At 70.7% G+C, this 14,245-nt stretch carries 18 protein-coding genes; 9 read left to right on the top strand and 9 right to left on the bottom strand.

Annotated features, from left to right (window positions below; translation table 11 throughout):
- Nucleotides 1-50: 50 nt before the first annotated feature.
- Nucleotides 51-524, top strand: coding sequence for a carboxymuconolactone decarboxylase family protein (locus BGM09_RS17535; protein WP_188282548.1), 474 nt, complete (start codon nucleotides 51-53; stop codon nucleotides 522-524).
- 51 nt (nucleotides 525-575) lie between these two features.
- Here the strand turns inward: BGM09_RS17535 and BGM09_RS17530 are convergent, their stop codons facing one another.
- A complete protein-coding gene (locus tag BGM09_RS17530) occupies nucleotides 576-1,289 on the bottom strand; it encodes an SDR family NAD(P)-dependent oxidoreductase (protein ID WP_188282547.1) in 714 nt (237 codons plus the stop codon).
- A gap of 127 nt (nucleotides 1,290-1,416) precedes the next feature.
- Between BGM09_RS17530 and BGM09_RS17525 the strand changes: the two genes are divergently transcribed.
- The 4 genes from BGM09_RS17525 (at nucleotide 1,417) to BGM09_RS17510 (ending at nucleotide 3,943) form a co-directional block, all read left to right on the top strand.
- Entirely contained in the window at nucleotides 1,417-2,247 is an 831-nt protein-coding gene (locus BGM09_RS17525) for a helix-turn-helix transcriptional regulator (protein WP_188282546.1), read from the top strand.
- Between the two features lie 65 nt (nucleotides 2,248-2,312).
- Nucleotides 2,313-2,663, top strand: a complete 351-nt coding sequence (locus BGM09_RS17520; RefSeq protein ID WP_188282545.1) for a hypothetical protein — start codon at nucleotides 2,313-2,315, stop codon at nucleotides 2,661-2,663.
- A gap of 92 nt (nucleotides 2,664-2,755) precedes the next feature.
- Nucleotides 2,756-3,241 (top strand): GNAT family N-acetyltransferase, encoded by a 486-nt coding sequence (locus BGM09_RS17515; protein ID WP_188282544.1) that lies wholly within the window; start codon nucleotides 2,756-2,758, stop codon nucleotides 3,239-3,241.
- 45 nt (nucleotides 3,242-3,286) lie between these two features.
- A complete protein-coding gene (locus BGM09_RS17510; RefSeq protein WP_188282543.1) occupies nucleotides 3,287-3,943 on the top strand; it encodes a TetR/AcrR family transcriptional regulator in 657 nt (218 codons plus the stop codon).
- Here the strand turns inward: BGM09_RS17510 and BGM09_RS17505 are convergent.
- Both BGM09_RS17505 and BGM09_RS17500 read right to left on the bottom strand, forming a co-directional pair.
- Nucleotides 3,912-4,355 carry an RbsD/FucU domain-containing protein gene (locus BGM09_RS17505; RefSeq protein ID WP_188282542.1) on the bottom strand — a complete coding sequence of 148 codons (444 nt, stop codon included), beginning with the start codon at nucleotides 4,353-4,355 and terminating at the stop codon, nucleotides 3,912-3,914. The genes BGM09_RS17510 and BGM09_RS17505 overlap by 32 nt on opposite strands.
- Nucleotides 4,356-4,460: 105 nt before the next feature.
- On the bottom strand, nucleotides 4,461-5,306 hold the full coding sequence (locus tag BGM09_RS17500) for a chitosanase (RefSeq protein ID WP_188282599.1): 846 nt from the start codon (nucleotides 5,304-5,306) through the stop codon (nucleotides 4,461-4,463).
- A 231-nt stretch (nucleotides 5,307-5,537) separates the two neighbouring features.
- Here BGM09_RS17500 and BGM09_RS17495 point away from each other — a divergent pair, with 231 nt between their 5' ends.
- Both BGM09_RS17495 and BGM09_RS17490 read left to right on the top strand, forming a co-directional pair.
- Entirely contained in the window at nucleotides 5,538-5,774 is a 237-nt protein-coding gene (locus tag BGM09_RS17495) for a DUF2277 domain-containing protein (RefSeq protein WP_188282541.1), read from the top strand.
- 32 nt (nucleotides 5,775-5,806) lie between these two features.
- Nucleotides 5,807-6,247 carry a PPOX class F420-dependent oxidoreductase gene (locus BGM09_RS17490; RefSeq protein ID WP_188282540.1) on the top strand — a complete coding sequence of 147 codons (441 nt, stop codon included), beginning with the start codon at nucleotides 5,807-5,809 and terminating at the stop codon, nucleotides 6,245-6,247.
- Between the two features lie 306 nt (nucleotides 6,248-6,553).
- Here the strand turns inward: BGM09_RS17490 and BGM09_RS17485 are convergent, their stop codons facing one another.
- Complete coding sequence (locus tag BGM09_RS17485) at nucleotides 6,554-8,017, bottom strand: LCP family protein (RefSeq protein WP_188282539.1); 1,464 nt, start codon at nucleotides 8,015-8,017, stop codon at nucleotides 6,554-6,556.
- A 267-nt stretch (nucleotides 8,018-8,284) separates the two neighbouring features.
- Nucleotides 8,285-9,151 (bottom strand): helix-turn-helix domain-containing protein, encoded by an 867-nt coding sequence (locus tag BGM09_RS17480; RefSeq protein WP_188282538.1) that lies wholly within the window; start codon nucleotides 9,149-9,151, stop codon nucleotides 8,285-8,287.
- A gap of 181 nt (nucleotides 9,152-9,332) precedes the next feature.
- Here BGM09_RS17480 and BGM09_RS17475 point away from each other — a divergent pair, with 181 nt between their 5' ends.
- Complete coding sequence (locus BGM09_RS17475; protein WP_188282537.1) at nucleotides 9,333-9,809, top strand: ATP-binding protein; 477 nt, start codon at nucleotides 9,333-9,335, stop codon at nucleotides 9,807-9,809.
- 21 nt (nucleotides 9,810-9,830) lie between these two features.
- Here the strand turns inward: BGM09_RS17475 and BGM09_RS17470 are convergent, their stop codons facing one another.
- A complete protein-coding gene (locus BGM09_RS17470; RefSeq protein WP_188282536.1) occupies nucleotides 9,831-10,067 on the bottom strand; it encodes a DUF397 domain-containing protein in 237 nt (78 codons plus the stop codon).
- Nucleotides 10,068-10,323: 256 nt separating this feature from the next.
- Here BGM09_RS17470 and metG point away from each other — a divergent pair, with 256 nt between their 5' ends.
- A complete protein-coding gene (gene metG, locus BGM09_RS17465; RefSeq protein ID WP_188282535.1) occupies nucleotides 10,324-12,057 on the top strand; it encodes a methionine--tRNA ligase in 1,734 nt (577 codons plus the stop codon).
- 31 nt (nucleotides 12,058-12,088) lie between these two features.
- Here the strand turns inward: metG and BGM09_RS17460 are convergent, their stop codons facing one another.
- The 3 genes from BGM09_RS17460 to BGM09_RS17450 are packed head-to-tail and all read right to left on the bottom strand — an operon-like array spanning nucleotide 12,089 to nucleotide 14,230.
- Nucleotides 12,089-12,898 carry a hypothetical protein gene (locus tag BGM09_RS17460; protein WP_188282534.1) on the bottom strand — a complete coding sequence of 270 codons (810 nt, stop codon included), beginning with the start codon at nucleotides 12,896-12,898 and terminating at the stop codon, nucleotides 12,089-12,091.
- A gap of 29 nt (nucleotides 12,899-12,927) precedes the next feature.
- A complete protein-coding gene (locus BGM09_RS17455; protein WP_188282533.1) occupies nucleotides 12,928-13,707 on the bottom strand; it encodes a hypothetical protein in 780 nt (259 codons plus the stop codon).
- Nucleotides 13,697-14,230 carry a SigE family RNA polymerase sigma factor gene (locus tag BGM09_RS17450; RefSeq protein WP_188282532.1) on the bottom strand — a complete coding sequence of 178 codons (534 nt, stop codon included), beginning with the start codon at nucleotides 14,228-14,230 and terminating at the stop codon, nucleotides 13,697-13,699. The genes BGM09_RS17455 and BGM09_RS17450 overlap by 11 nt, the downstream gene beginning before the upstream one ends.
- Between the last annotated feature and the right edge of the window lie 15 nt (nucleotides 14,231-14,245).

The following is a 14,245-nucleotide window of genomic DNA, read 5'->3' as shown; positions in this document are numbered from 1 at the left end:
TGGAGGGCGGCGACGGCGCGGAAACGCACTAGCGCGAGGAGTAGTACGCCATGGAAGCCCGTCTGAACCTTTTCGAGACCCCGCTCGCCGCGAAGTCGCTGCGGCACCTCACCGCGGCCGGCAAAGTGCTGGCGGACTCGACGGTGCCGCTCGCGACCCAGGAGCTGGTACGGCTGCGGGCCAGCCAGATCAACGGCTGCGGATTCTGCACCGACATGCACACCAAGGACGCGGCGGCCGCCGGGGAGACGCAGCAGCGGCTCAGTCTGGTGGCCGCCTGGCGCGAGGCCAAGGTCTTCACCGACGCCGAGCGCGCGGCCCTGGAGCTGGCCGAGCAGGGCACCCGTATCGCCGACGCGGCCGGGGGCGTCGCGGACGAGGTGTGGGAGAACGCCGCCAAGCACTACAACGAGGAGGAGCTGGCCGCCCTCGTCACGGGCATCGCCCTGATCAACGCCTTCAACCGGCTGAACGTGATCATTCAGCAGCCCGCGGGGGACTACGAGCCGGGCATGTTCGGCTGAGACCGCCTCGGCCGAGGCCGTACGCCCCCGGCGTACAGGGGTCGCCGGGGGCTACCAGGGCAGTGGCCCCTCGGCGTCGAAGTACCCGCCGGTCGGACCGTCGGCCGGCACCCGCGCCATCCGGACGATGATCTCCGCGCCCTGCTCGACCGTCTGGACCCCGGTGTTCCCGTTCAGATCGGTCTTGGTGAAACCGGGCTCGACGGCGTTGATCCGCATCTCGGGGAACGCCTTCGCGTACTGCACGGTGATCATGTTCACGGCGGTCTTCGACGCCGGGTACGCGACGCCCGGATACGCGGAGGCGGGGGTGCCGGGGGCGCTGAGCCGGGACAGCGAGGCCAGGCCGCTGCTGAGGTTGACCACGACCGGCGCGGCCGAGCGGCGCAGCAGCGGCAGGAACGCGTGGGTGACGCGCACCAGGCCGAAGACGTTCGTCTCGAACGTCTCCCGCATGACGTCGGCAGTCAGGTCGGCGGCGCCGACGACGCCGTTGTCCGCGGTCCTGCTCTCGATGCCCGCGTTGTTGACCAGGACGTCGAGACCGCCGTCCGCCGCGATCGCCTCGGCCGCGGCCCGGACGGACGCGTCGTCGGTGACGTCGAGCAGGACCGCCCGCGCGCCCGCGCCAAGACGCTCGACGGCCTGCCGCCCGCGGTCGGCGTCCCGGCTGCCCACGTAGACGGTGTGCCCGGCGGCCAGCAGGCGGCGGGCGGTCTCGAAGCCGAGACCCTTGTTCGCTCCGGTGATCAGTGTCGTTGTCATACGTCCACGGTGCGGCAGGCCCGCCGGGGCAGCCAGTGGCCCGGTCTTCCTGGGACTGCCGGTACCAGGACGGCGCGGGCCAGGACGGCGCGGGGCGTTCGGTGCGCGTCCGGTGCACAGTGGAACCATGGCGACCACGGAGTTCGGGCACACGGTACGGCGCTGGCGCGACCGGGTCTCCCCCGAGGCGGCCGGGCTGCCCGCCGGCGGCCACCGGCGCGCGGCCGGGCTGCGCCGCGAGGAGCTGGCCCTGCTCGCCGGAATCTCCGTCGACTACGTCACCCGGCTCGAACAGGGCCGCGCGGCCAACCCCTCCGAGCAGGTCGTCGAAGCGCTCGGCCGCGCGCTGCGGCTGACCAGCGCCGAGCGCGAGCACCTCTTCCACGTCGCCGGACTCGTACCGCCGGGCCAGGGCACGGTCCCCGCGTACATCACGCCGAGCGTGCAGCGCATGCTCGACCGGCTGACCGGGACGCCGGTCGCCGTCAGCGACGCCGCGTGGACGCTGCTGCTGGCCAACCCGCTGTACGTGGCCCTGATGGGGCAGCAGGACGGCGACGACCGCAACGCGATCTGGCGCAATTTCCTCGGCTCCGGCTCCCGGGTCCGCCACACCCCCGAGTCGCTGCGCCTGCTGGAGATCTCCCAGGTCGCCCAGTTGCGCGCCACCGCCAACCGCTACCCCGCCGACCAGCGCCTGCGCCGCCTGGTCGGCGAGCTGCGCGCCCGCAGCCCGCGCTTCGCCGAGCTGTGGGAATCGGGCGAGGTCACCTGGCACGACGCCTCCCGCAAGACGGTCGACCACCCGGTGGTCGGCCCGCTGACTCTGGACTGCGACATCCTCAGCGTCGCCGGAAGCGATCTGCGGATCATGGTCTACACCGCAGAGCCCGGCACCGAGGACGCCGAACGCCTCGCCCTGCTCGGGGTGCTGGGCACGCAGTCCCTCACGCCCTAGGTGTATTGCCCTGTGAGGGCGGGTCCGCCGGAACCGCCGGCGCCTGACAGGCGTCCGTACGCTTCATGGAAGACAGCGCGGACAACACCCCGGCGACCGGCTGCCTCATCGCCTTCGTCGCAGCCGCCACGGCGTTCGGCGTCTGGCTCCGCACCGCCCGCCCCGGCCTGCGCGGTGCCTTCGAGGGCCAGCGCGACTGGACTCTCCTGTACCTCGACCTGCCGTGCATGCTGATCGGCGTCCCGGCGATCACGCTGCTGGTCTGGGCGTCGACCCGTCGCGCGCTCGGCGCCCGAGTGGCCCGCACCCCCCGGACCCTGCTGTCGGCCGTGACAGCCACGGCCGCACTGCTCCTCCTGGCCTGGCTGTGCCTGATCTGGCTGGACACCCGGCTCGACTGGCTCTCACCGGAGTGACGCGCGCCGCGCGAGGGGGCTGGGGCGCGAGGGGGCTGGGGCGCGAGGGGGCTGGGGCGCGACGGCTCCGGGGGCTCGCGGATACTTGGGGGATGCGATCGGACGGGGCGGTACGGGGAGCTGACCTGCGGTGGGCGCTGCGCGCGGCCGTCGCGGGGGACGTGGAGCCCATAGCCGAGCTGCGGGCCGTCGTGATGCGGGCGGATCTGGAACGGCTCGGGCGCTACGACGAGCGCCGGGTGCGACAGCGGCTGCGGGACTCGTTCTCGACGCGGTACACCTCGGTCGTCACCGTCGAAGGGGACTTCGCGGGGTGCGTGACGCTGCGGCCCGCCGAGGGCGGCGGCGGGTTGCTCGAACACTTCTATCTGGAACCCCGTTACCAGGGGCGGGGGTTGGGCTCCGCCGTGCTGAGGGAGCTGCTGGGCCGCGCCGACGCACGCGGCGAGACCGTACGGCTGAACGTCCTCCAGGGCAGCGCTGCCCGGCGGCTCTACGAGCGGTGGGGGTTCGTCCTGGAGGCGCAGGACCCGGTGGACGTGTTCATGGTGCGCCCCTCGCCGGTCACGAACGCCTGAGGTGACGGCAGTTCACCGCGTGGTGACGGGTGTTAACCTGCGGATATGACGCCTCCCGTCAAGCGCACCGCACCGGCCCGCCGCAGTGGACAGCACCACGGCGACCTCCGCAACGCCCTGGAGCGGGCCGCCCTCGGCCTCGTCGCCGAGCGCGGGCCGCACGGCTTCACCCTCGCGGAGGCCAGTCGGCGGGCGGGGGTCAGCGCGGCGGCGCCGTACAAGCACTTCGCCGACCGGGACGCGCTGTTGGCGGCGCTGGCCGAGCGCGGGTACCGCGAGCAGCACCGCCGGTTCTCGGCCGCCGTCCGTCAATCCGCTGACCCGGTGGAGCAGTTGGCGGACTTCGCCGCCGCGTACGTCCGCTTCGCGGTGGAGGAACGGGCCCTGTTCGACATCACGTTCAGCGCCGGACTCGACAAGTCCCGCTATCCGAGCCTGGCTTCGGCGGGCGACCAGGTGCTGACCGCCGTGCTCCCGACGGCCCGCCGCCTCACCTCCGGCGACCACGCGGTGGAGTTGATACTGGACGTCTCCTCCGCCGCCCACGGCCTGGTCCTCTTCCTCGCGGAGGGCCTGCTCGGCCCGGCGCCGGACGCCGTCGCCCGCGCGGAGTCCCGCGCCGCGCGCACCGCCCGCGCTCTGGCCCGCGCGCTGCCGACCCTCGCGCGGCTCAGCGGTCCTCTGACCGTACCCCGATCGTGAGCAGCAGATTGGCGTACGTACGCCTGTCGCCGGTGGCCACCACGAGGGCGGTGTCGGGGCCGCGGGCGGCGTCGTAGAAGGCGAAGCGGTCCAGGCCGTCGAGGGTGAGGCCGGGGAGGGCGGTACGGAACTCCGCGAAGATCTCCGGCGCGGAAACGTCGGTAGTGTCGTCAAACTCACGCGGCGGGGTCATGACGGCCGCCGCCTCGATCGGGATCGCGTCGACCAGGGCGTCCAGCACCTCGGTGACCAGCAGCCGGTCGGGGCTGAGGTTGAGGTAGACGCGCTCGGCGGCCGGATTGGCGCCCGTGGTGTGCGGATAGTGGCCGTCACTGATCAGGACGCGGGAGCCGTGGCCCGCGGCGGCGAGCGCGGCGAGGATCGCGGGGTGGGTCAGTCCGTAGCGCAGCATGGGCAGCGGCTCCTTCGATACATCCGATCTCTGCATCCGACCCCGGGAGCGTACCCGGCCCGCCGACACAGGGGTCGGCGGGCCGGGGGCGGAACGGGTCGGGGGCTACGGAAGCGTCAGGATCTGGTACGAGTCGCCGTACGTCTTCCACTTCAGCGGCGGGTCCAGGTTGAGGTTTCCCGCGTTCAGGAAGACGCGCTGCTCGGTGTCCACGCGGCTGGTGTCGTCGTGGGCGTCCTCCGTCTTCATCGCGGCCTTGCGGGCGTCGAGGAAGGCGTTGAGGTACGTGGTCTCGTTGCCGCCCTGGGCCGGGGTCTTGGCCTTCTTCATGGCGGTCTTGCGGATGCCGCCGAAGCTGACGGAGTCGTCGCCGGGGCCGTGCATCACGATGGCGTCGTAGTAGATGAACTGGCCGAGGGTGCCCAGGCCGTCCGTCTTGGCCTGGTTGACCGAGGGGTTGAAGTAGACCCGGTCGCGCTCGTCGTTCTGCGCGGTCTGGAAGACGGTGTCCTTGGCGGCGGTCTTCCACGCGCTCACGAAGGCCGAGCCGAGGCCGGAGTGCGAGTCGGAGCCGTTGACGCTCTCCAGCGCGGGGAGGTACTTGGCCAGGACGTTGCCGGGCTTGAGGTCGTTGTAGTGCTTGACCAGGTCCAGCATGTCGCCGGTGCCGGAACAGAAGCCGATGATGCCCGCGGTGTAGCCGCGGCCGTCGCCGATGTCCTCGATGTACTTGTACTGGGCCTTCCAGTCCAGCGAGGAGTTCTCCGCGCTGGAGACCAGCTCCATCGCGATTTCCTTCTTGTGCGGGTCGGCGAGACCGGCTGCCGCCGCCTTGGGCGCGACGGCGGCGACGGCGGCGGTGTGCGCGCCGGGCGCGCTGGCCGCGTTGCCCGCCGTGGCCAGGGCCAGCGAGGCGCCGCCGCCCGCCAGTACGCCGACGGCGGCGATCATGGCTATCCGGCGGCTGGGGCGCCGGTTCGAGCGGTGCGAGTGGGGGGATCGGTGCACGTGCGTCTCCGTTTCCGGCCGTCGGAGGAACGGCCAACTGCGGGGGCCTGCTGTGCAGTTAGGAAAGGTTCCTAACCAATGGAGAGCATTGAAGCACTGCGACGGCCGCACGCCAAGGGGCCGCCGTGACCGAGTTCGGGTCGCGATGTCGTACCCCCGCGCGACACTGGAGACATGTGCAGAAGCATCAAGACCCTCCGACCGCCGATGACGCCCGATCCGGACGAGGACGACATCACAGCGGCGGCGCTCCAGTACGTCCGCAAGATCTCCGGTTTCCGCGCGCCCGCCGCGCACAACCGTGAGGTCTTCGACGCCGCCGTGGCCGCCGTCGCCGCGGCCACCGCCGAACTCCTCGACGGCCTGGAGGTACGCGGCGCCGCCGCCCACACCCACGGCGGGGCGGCCTGACCTCCGGCCCCGCCCGGCCCTAACCTGACCCCATGCAGCACATGACCGAGGCCGAATGGCGCGCCTTCGCCTCCACCGGCACCCGCACCGGGAAGCTCGCCGTCCAGCGCAAGGACGGCGGTCCCCACGTCACGCCCGTCTGGTTCCTGCTCGACGACACCGACCCCTCCGACATCCGCGTCGTCTTCAACACCGGCAGCGACTCCCTCAAGGGCAGGGCCCTGCGCCGCGACGCCCGCTTCGCGCTCTGCGTGGACGACCAGGAGCCGCCCTACTCCTTCGTCCTCTTCGAGTGCACCGCCGAGCTCGTCGAGGACCCCGCCGCTCTGCTCCTCTGGTCCACCAAGATCGGTTCCCGCTACATGGGCTCCGCCCGGGGGGCCGAATTCGGCGCCCGCAACGCCGTTCCCGGCGAATATCTCGTACGCGGCCGCATCAACCGTGTGACGGCCCAAGCCGCCGTAGCCGACTAGCCCCGGGGGGGCGCCCGATCTTTTCAGGGGCGCGGCCCCTGGCGGTTCCTCCGCCCGGGGCGGCTGGCCGGTTTTTAGGGGCGCGGGGAACTGCGCGGCCCGCCCCCACCGGGCTGTCAGCCCGAAAACACACAGCATCTGCCCCACTGGGGCCGGTTTTTCGCCCGCGCCGCCGCGCTGGCTGAGCGCGCAGTTCCCCGCGCCCCTAAAAAGATCGGCCTGCCCCCCAGCGCAAGGGAACCGCCAGGGGCCGCGCCCCTGAAAGATCGGCCTGCCCCCCTGGGCAGAAGAAGCGCCCCGGGGGCGTCAGCCGTAGGAGAGCTTCTGGCAGGGATCGCTGTCCGCGGCGCGAGCCTGCTGCGTGAGATTGGTGGGCAACGGCTTCGGCTTGCCCGCCGCCGAGGCGAAATCCTGGCCGACGACGAGATTGACACCGGTGATGTCGAGCGGAGCGAGCTCCGCCCCGGGAAAGAGCTTGGCGAGCTCGGCGGCGTGCGCCTTGTCGGCGGGCCCGTACTCGATACGCGTGGTGGCGTGGTCCTGGGACTTGGCGGTCGAGGTCCCGGTGACGGTGTAACCGGAGCCCTTGAGCTTGTCGGCGGCCTTGCCGCCGAGCCCGTCCACGGAGGTGCCGTTGAAGACGCCGACCGGGACGCCGGTGCCGTCGACCGTGGCGGCGGGCGTCGGGGAGGCCGTCGACTTCGGCTTGCCCGAGGCGTCGACGCCTTCCAGCGTGCGGTTGGCCCGCAGCTCCGCGAAGAGGTCGTCCACGTCGGGGTGGACGAGGTCGATGCGCGGCCCGTCGTACTTCCACGGCGCGGTGATGAACTGGATGTTCTTGAGGTCGATGTTCTTCAGCGACAGCCCGAAGGACATCAGCTTGGTGGCGCTGCCGAGCCCCGGGTCCACGGTGAGCGACTTGGTGGCGGCGTCGGCCAGCGGCAGCAGCGTCGTCGGGTTCATGCCCTGCCCCTTGATCTTGGCGATCAGGGCGGACAGGAACGCCTGCTGCCGCAGCATGCGGCCGACGTCGGAGTTGTCGCCGACCCCGTGCCGTACGCGGACGTAGTCCAGCGCCTGCTGTCCCTGGAGATTCTGCATGCCCGCGTCGAGGACGACCTTGCCCTTGCTGCCGCGGTTGGGGTTCATGTCCCCCTGGTAGATCTTGTTCGGCACACAGACCTCGACGCCGTGCACGGCGGAGGTCATGGACGCGAAGCCCTCGAAGTCGACCACCATGGTGTGGTCCACGCGCAGCCCGGACAGCTTCTCGATGGTGTTCTGCGTACACGCCGGATTGCCCTTGGCCGTGTCGCCCATCGAGAACGCCGAGTTGAACTGCGCCCTGGGCTGGTCCGGCGACCACTTGCCGTTGGGCAGCAGGCACGGAGGTATGTCGACCATCGAGTCACGCGGTACGGAGATGCCCACCGCGTGTTTGTGGTCGGGGTAGACGTGCAGCAGGATCGTGGTGTCCGAGCGGCCGATGTCGCCGGCGGCGGAGCCGCCGAGCTTGCCGTTCGCGCCGGAGCGGGTGTCGGAGCCGATCAGCAGGACGTTGACGGCGGTGTGGCCGTTGGCGTCGGCGGGCGCGGCCTTGGGCCGGTTCTTGCTCAGCCCCGCCGAGTCGAACGTCGAGATGTTGCCGTTGAGCTTCAGGTAGATCGCGCCGGCGCCACCGGCGAGCAGCACCACGAAGGCGACGGCTATCGAGATGATCCAGCGCTTTCGATTGCGCTTGGGTTCTCGCTTGCGCCCACGAACGCCCATTCCCACACCTTCAGTCCGGTGGCTCGCACGCACACGACGAAGCCCCAACGTTTACCACTTGAACCATCCCGCTCGTATGACGCGCGTCACACCGGTTCCACCTCGGGCGAATTGCCCGGCGAGACACTGTACGCGGTGCGCATTTGCGTAATCGTCAATGCGGGGAGGGTGACGGAATCGGGAGCGGAAGCTCCGCGTCCGCCACTGTTCGCACGCGAAGGGCCGACCCCCACCGTCACCGGTGAAGGTCGGCCCCGAGCGCACGGCTCACAGTTCGCGCTGGAAGGAGTTCAGCCAGTCCAGGGACGCGGTGGGCGTCAGCGCGACATCACTCAGCGCGTTCATCGCCTTCTGGTACTCGACCACTTCGTCGGGCTTGTCGATGTAGAGCGCCCCGGTGAGCTGCTCCAGGTAGACCAGGTCCGGCAGGTCGGACTCCGGGAAGCTCAGCAGCGTGAAGGCGCCGCCGCCCGCCGCGTGCCCGCCCGTGGCGAACGGCAGGATGCGGACGTCGACATTGGGCCGCTCGGCGGCTTCGAGGACGTGCCGCACCTGGTCGATCATCACCTGTCGGCCGCCGAACGGACGGCGCAGCGCGCCCTCGTCCATGACGGCGACGAAGTGCGGCGCCTGCTCGGAGACGAGAAGCTTTTGCCGCTCCAGGCGTAGACCGACTCGTCTTTCCACCCAGGGCACGGCTGCTTCGGGGTGACCAAGCCGGATCACCGACCTTATGTAGTCCTCGGTCTGCAACAGGCCGTGCACGAACTGCACTTCGAAGGTGCGGATCAGTGCGGCCGACTCCTCCAGGCCCACGTACGTCTGGAACCACGTCGGCATGACCTCGCCGTAACCGTGCCACCAGCCGGCCGCGTTGGCCTCGCGGACCAGGCCCAGCATGGCCGCCCGCTCGGCGTCGTCGGTGACCTCGTAGAGGGTCAGCAGATCGGCGACGTCGCGCTCCTTGAAACTGACTCTTCCCAGCTCCATGCGGCTGATTTTCGATTCGGAGGCCCGGATCGAGTAGCCCGCCAGCTCGCGGGTGATGCCCTTGGACTCACGCAGCCGCCGCAGCTGCGCTCCGAGCAGCATTCGTCGCACGATGGACCCGCCTCCCGGCTGCCCTGCGCTCATAGGTCACGCTCCGCCCTTGGTTCATCAGCAGTCTGCCACTAACGGACTGCGCGGTGTACCCATTCGGTCACTCTCCATCGACACGTGCATCAATTCCTTGCAGATGCACGTGCAGACGCTCTTGCATCGGAGGGTGCTGATCCATGAGCATGGTGGACGTGCAGATACCCCGGGGGCACGTATGAAGGCAGAGGCAGTCGCCGTGCTGGAGCCGTTATGGCAGGGAGTGCTCGCGCCTGAGCGCGTGGCCTCGGGTAACGGAGCCACCTGTGAGCTGCCCGCCGCCCTGGAGTCAGTGGGTGAGGCACGTCACTTCACGCGCGCGACGCTCCAACGATGGGATCTGTCCACGCTCCGCGACTCGGTCGAACTGGTCGCGTCCGAGCTGGTGACCAACGCGCTGCGGTACGCGGTGCCGATCGGCGCGCCCGGCGCCCCGGTACGGCTGAGCCTGGTGCGCTGGACCTCGCGCGTGGTGTGTGCGGTGCGTGACCCCAGCGGGGTGGCGCCCGTCGCCAAGGACCCTGATTTCGTGGCCGAGACCGGCCGCGGTCTCCATCTGGTGGACTCGTTCAGCGAGAACTGGGGATGGCACCCGCTGAGCGGCACGGGAAAGGTCGTCTGGGCGCTTTTCCTCACACCGACGGGACCGTGTTAGGTCAAGGGCAGGTCAGGAGCATTACGGGACCAGGTGGTCGAATTCACCGGCTTTCACGCCGATGATCATCGATTCGATCTCCGCACGTGTGTATATCAGCGCCGGACCGTCGGGGAAGCGCGAATTCCGTACGGCGACCTCGCCGTCGGGCAGGGCGGCGAACTCGACGCACGTTCCATTGGCATTGCTGTGACGGCTCTTCTGCCAGACCACTCCGCGTAGGTCTTCTGCGGCCATTCCGTTGTGCGTCCGGCGCATCAGCCACTCCCCATAAGTGCCATGTCTGGTACGGCAGATCATAACTCGTTGGGCAGGCACGTGCATGTGCACGTGCATGTGCACGTGCAGTCACTCGCTGTGATCTTCAGCGCCCGGCCCCCCAGGGCCGTTCACAGCCCTTCATGGCCCGGCTACCCGGAAAAGGGGCGGCGGATGCCCCCCGGTCGTCCGATACGATATTGACCGTCCGTAGAGGAATTACTCACTCCCCGCAACGAATTGGGAGCAGCCCGCAATGGCGCGTCACCTCATCACCTCAGCCCTCCCCTATATCAACGGGATCAAGCATCTGGGCAACATGGTGGGGTCCATGCTCCCGGCAGACGTCTACTCGCGGTATCTGCGGCAGCGCGGCCACGAGGTCCTCTACATCTGCGCCACCGACGAGCACGGCACCCCCGCCGAGCTGGCTGCCAAGGAGGCGGGCCTGCCGGTCGACGTCTTCTGCGGCCAGGCACACCTCGCGCAGAAGGCGATCTACGACGGCTTCGAGCTGTCCTTCGACCACTTCGGCCGCAGCTCCTCGGCGGAGAACCGCGACATCACCCAGCACTTCGCGCGCAAGCTCGACGAGAACGGCTTCATCGAGGAGCGGGCCGTCCGGCAGGTCTACTCGCTCGCCGACGAACGCTTCCTGCCCGACCGCTACATCGTCGGCACCTGCCCGTACTGCGGATACGACAAGGCCCGCGGCGACCAGTGCGAGAACTGCACGCGGGTGCTCGACCCGACCGACCTCATCGACGCGCGCTCCGCGATCAGCGGCAGCAGCGCGCTGGAGGTCCGCGAGACCAAGCACCTGTTCCTCCTCCAGTCCAAGCTCGCCGGCGAGGTCGAGGCGTGGATCGACGCGAACGGCGCCGACTGGCCCACCCTGGCCTCGTCCATCGCGCGGAAATGGCTCACCGAGGGACTCCAGGACCGGGCGATCACCCGCGACCTGGATTGGGGCGTTCCCGTACCGGCCGACACCTGGCCAGAGCTGGCCGCGGACGGAAAGGTGTTCTACGTCTGGTTCGACGCACCCATCGAGTACATCGGTTCCACCAAGGAGTGGGCCGACGCCGCGCCCGAGGGTGACGTACGGGACTGGAAGTCGTGGTGGTACGAGGCCGACGACACGGTCCGTTACACCGAGTTCATGGCCAAGGACAATGTGCCCTTCCACACCGTGATGTTCCCGGCGACCCAACTGGGCACCCGTGAACCGTGGAAGAAGGTCGACTACGTCAAGGCCTTCAACTGGCTGAACTACTACGGCGGCAAGTTCTCCACCTCGCAGCGCCGCGGTGTCTTCACCGACGCCGCCCTTGAGCTGCTGCCCGCCGACTACTGGCGCTACTTCCTCATCGCGAACGCGCCGGAGTCCGACGACACCTCCTTCACCTGGGAGCTGTTCGCGGCGGGCGTCAACAAGGACCTCGCCGACACCCTCGGCAATTTCGTCAACCGCGTCCTGTCCTTCTCGCGCAAGCGATTCGGCGACGAAGTGCCCGCGGGTTCGGCGGCCGGCGCCGCCGAGGCGAAGCTCGGCGAGCAGATCGCCGCGCTGCTCGCCGAATACGAGGACCACATGGAGACGCTGCAATTCCGCAAGGCCGCGCAGTCGTTGCGGGCACTGTGGAGCGCGGGCAACTCCTACCTGGAGGAGAAGGCCCCCTGGATGGAGATCAAGACCGACCAGGACGGCGCCGCGCTCACGCTGCGTACCGCGATGAATCTCATCCACCTCTACGCGGTGGTGTCCGAGCCGTTCATCCCGGCCTCGGCCGCCGCCATGCGGGCCGCCTTCGCGCTGCCCGCCGACGACGCCCGCTGGGTCACCGCCGACGAGGCCCGCGCGCTGGACGCGGTGCCCGCGGGCACCTCCTTCACGGTCCCGCCGGTGCTCTTCGCGAAGATCTCCGACGAGGACCTGGCGTCGTACATCGAGCGGTTCGGCGGCGACCCGGACGCACCGGCCGCCTGAGGAACGCGACCGGGGCCGTGCGTACGGCCGTTCAGCGCGCCAGCGCGGCCCCGTCTCCCATCACCACCACCGGGTGCAGCGTGGGGTCCAGGGTGCGCAGCAGCGTCCGCATGGCCTGCCGCGGCAGCGAGACACAGCCCTGGGTCGGGCCGCCGTGATCCACGTGCAGCCAGATGCCGCCGCCGCGCGAGGCGCCCAGCGGACGCGTCCAGTCGCGCGGTGAAGTGCCGGGCAGGTGGTTGTAGTTGACGGCGATGACGTAGTCGAAGGAGCCCGCCAGCGGCTCACCCCTGAAGCCGGTGCCGGAGACGCTGAAGCCGATCGGCGCGTGGTCGTAGGGGAGTGCGGTGCCGGGGTCGGGGAGGTGGCCGCCCGCGTCGGTGAGGCCGAAGACGCCGACCGGTGAGCGCAGATCGCCGGTGTGGTGCGTGTCGGTCCAGCCGCGCAGCGCGTTGTGCGCGGCCCACACCGGACCCGACGGCCGCCAGCCGGCCGTGTCCTCACGGGTGTAGAAGGTGACCTTCGCGTCCGGCGAGTCGGGTCCCGCGCCGGTGACCAGGACGGCCTGCCGCGCGTCGGCGGGGATCTGCGAGCGCGTTCTCGGCCCCAGGCCCGGCAGTTGGGCGGGCGGCGCGGGTGTCGTCCGCACCGGCTCGGGCGCGGACCTGCCCGCCCGGCCCGCGGGTCCGCTCACCACCGTGCTCAGCGGCCCCTCGTCGCCGACCTTCGACACCCGCACCCCCGTGCCGCCGCCCACGCAGCCGGACACCAGCGGGGCGGCGGCCAGCGCGGTCAGTACGGCGGCGGCCAGGAGACGGCGGGGGCGGCGGGTGGCGCGCATGACGGGATGGTGGCCTTTCACGGGAGCTTTCACGAGAAGACGGCGTTCTTCAGCGCGTCGTTGATCCGGGACCGCTGCGCGTCGGTGGCGTCGGCCAGGCACACCGAGACGTCGATCAGGACGTCGGAGCCGGACGCGTCGGTGAGCAGGGCGTTGGTCTGCGCGGTGCCGCCGACCGCCCGGCAGGCGCTGAGGACGACGGACGAAGTGACCGGGCGGCTGGCGGCGTTGAGCTTGTCCACCGTGACCTTGCTGTGCCGGAGCGTCAGCATCATCAGCACCCCGCCGCGGGTCAGGGTGCGGACCAGCGGGGTGCAGAAGCCGTCCAGCGGCTTGACGCAGCCGTCGGTCGGCAGGCCGAGCGCCTGCGAGGACGCGAAGACGTCACCGGTCTTGGGCGCGACGAGCGTCGTCCAGCCGGGCGGCAACCGCAGGTCGAGACCGGCCAGTTCGGGAAAGTGGTACGTGACCGCCGCCGACGCGGCGGACGGCGGCTCGGCCGCGTCGCGGGTCGGAGTCGGGTCCGCCGGAGCGGGCTCCGTCGGGGCGCTGCCGGACGCGGGCGGCGCGAGCGAGGTGACGGCGGGCGGCAGCGGGGCGCTCGACGTGCCGCCGAGGCCCGGCAGGACGAGCCCGGCCGCCGCGACCGCCACCACGACGGTGGCGGACATCCCGGCCGCGCGGCGCCTGCGACGGCGCAGCGCACGCTCCTTGACCCGCTCCAACCGCTGTACGGGGGCGGGCAGTTGGGGCACCGCGCGCTCCAGCAGGGCGCGCAGGTCGTCCTCCGAGAAACGCTCATCCGTCATGGCGCTCACCTCCGACGCCCATGCCCACGGCTTCCGGCAGCCGTCCGCGCAGCGCCCGCAGCGCCTTGGACGCCTGGCTCTTGACGGTGCCCTCCGTGCAGCCGAGGACATCCGCGGTGTCGGCCACGCTCAGGTCCTCGAAGTAGCGCAGCACGACCACCGCGCGCTGGCGTACCGGCAGTTCCCGTATCGCCGCCGCCAGTGCCTGCTCCAGGTCCACGTCCCCGTACGGGTCCGCCGGCTGCGGGCGGTCGGGCAGTTCGCCGTGCGGCACCTCGCCGCGCCAGCGCCGCCGCCACCACGAGGCGTGGGTGTGCACCAGCGCCTTGCGTACGTACGCCTCCGGGCTGTCGCCCGCGATCCGGTGCCACTTCGGCCACACCCTGGCCAGCACCGTCTGCAACAGGTCCTCTGCGAGGTGCGGGTCGCCGGTCAACAGCCAGGCGACCCGCAGCAGTCTGGGGCCGCGGGCCGCCACGAACTCCTCGAAACCGGGGTGCGACACCGTTTTTCCTCTCCACACCCCCCTAAACGCGGT

The sequence above is a fragment of the Streptomyces sp. CBMA29 genome (assembly GCF_014596445.1).
GTDB lineage: Bacteria > Actinomycetota > Actinomycetes > Streptomycetales > Streptomycetaceae > Actinacidiphila.
Note: the sequence above shows the minus strand (reverse complement) of the source record. Positions and strands in the feature narration are given on the sequence as shown.

Excerpts from the sequence above, each read along its gene's own strand:
- BGM09_RS17535 (WP_188282548.1), top strand. The coding sequence starts at position 51 with ATGGAAGCCCGTCTGAACCTTTTCGAGACCCCGCTCGCCGCGAAGTCG.
- BGM09_RS17530 (WP_188282547.1), bottom strand. The coding sequence starts at position 1,289 with ATGACAACGACACTGATCACCGGAGCGAACAAGGGTCTCGGCTTCGAG.
- BGM09_RS17525 (WP_188282546.1), top strand. The coding sequence starts at position 1,417 with ATGGCGACCACGGAGTTCGGGCACACGGTACGGCGCTGGCGCGACCGG.
- BGM09_RS17520 (WP_188282545.1), top strand. The coding sequence starts at position 2,313 with ATGGAAGACAGCGCGGACAACACCCCGGCGACCGGCTGCCTCATCGCC.
- BGM09_RS17515 (WP_188282544.1), top strand. The coding sequence starts at position 2,756 with ATGCGATCGGACGGGGCGGTACGGGGAGCTGACCTGCGGTGGGCGCTG.
- BGM09_RS17510 (WP_188282543.1), top strand. The coding sequence starts at position 3,287 with ATGACGCCTCCCGTCAAGCGCACCGCACCGGCCCGCCGCAGTGGACAG.
- BGM09_RS17505 (WP_188282542.1), bottom strand. The coding sequence starts at position 4,355 with ATGCTGCGCTACGGACTGACCCACCCCGCGATCCTCGCCGCGCTCGCC.
- BGM09_RS17500 (WP_188282599.1), bottom strand. The coding sequence starts at position 5,306 with ATGATCGCCGCCGTCGGCGTACTGGCGGGCGGCGGCGCCTCGCTGGCC.
- BGM09_RS17495 (WP_188282541.1), top strand. The coding sequence starts at position 5,538 with ATGTGCAGAAGCATCAAGACCCTCCGACCGCCGATGACGCCCGATCCG.
- BGM09_RS17490 (WP_188282540.1), top strand. The coding sequence starts at position 5,807 with ATGCAGCACATGACCGAGGCCGAATGGCGCGCCTTCGCCTCCACCGGC.
- BGM09_RS17485 (WP_188282539.1), bottom strand. The coding sequence starts at position 8,017 with ATGGGCGTTCGTGGGCGCAAGCGAGAACCCAAGCGCAATCGAAAGCGC.
- BGM09_RS17480 (WP_188282538.1), bottom strand. The coding sequence starts at position 9,151 with ATGAGCGCAGGGCAGCCGGGAGGCGGGTCCATCGTGCGACGAATGCTG.
- BGM09_RS17475 (WP_188282537.1), top strand. The coding sequence starts at position 9,333 with ATGAAGGCAGAGGCAGTCGCCGTGCTGGAGCCGTTATGGCAGGGAGTG.
- BGM09_RS17470 (WP_188282536.1), bottom strand. The coding sequence starts at position 10,067 with ATGCGCCGGACGCACAACGGAATGGCCGCAGAAGACCTACGCGGAGTG.
- metG (WP_188282535.1), top strand. The coding sequence starts at position 10,324 with ATGGCGCGTCACCTCATCACCTCAGCCCTCCCCTATATCAACGGGATC.
- BGM09_RS17460 (WP_188282534.1), bottom strand. The coding sequence starts at position 12,898 with ATGCGCGCCACCCGCCGCCCCCGCCGTCTCCTGGCCGCCGCCGTACTG.
- BGM09_RS17455 (WP_188282533.1), bottom strand. The coding sequence starts at position 13,707 with ATGACGGATGAGCGTTTCTCGGAGGACGACCTGCGCGCCCTGCTGGAG.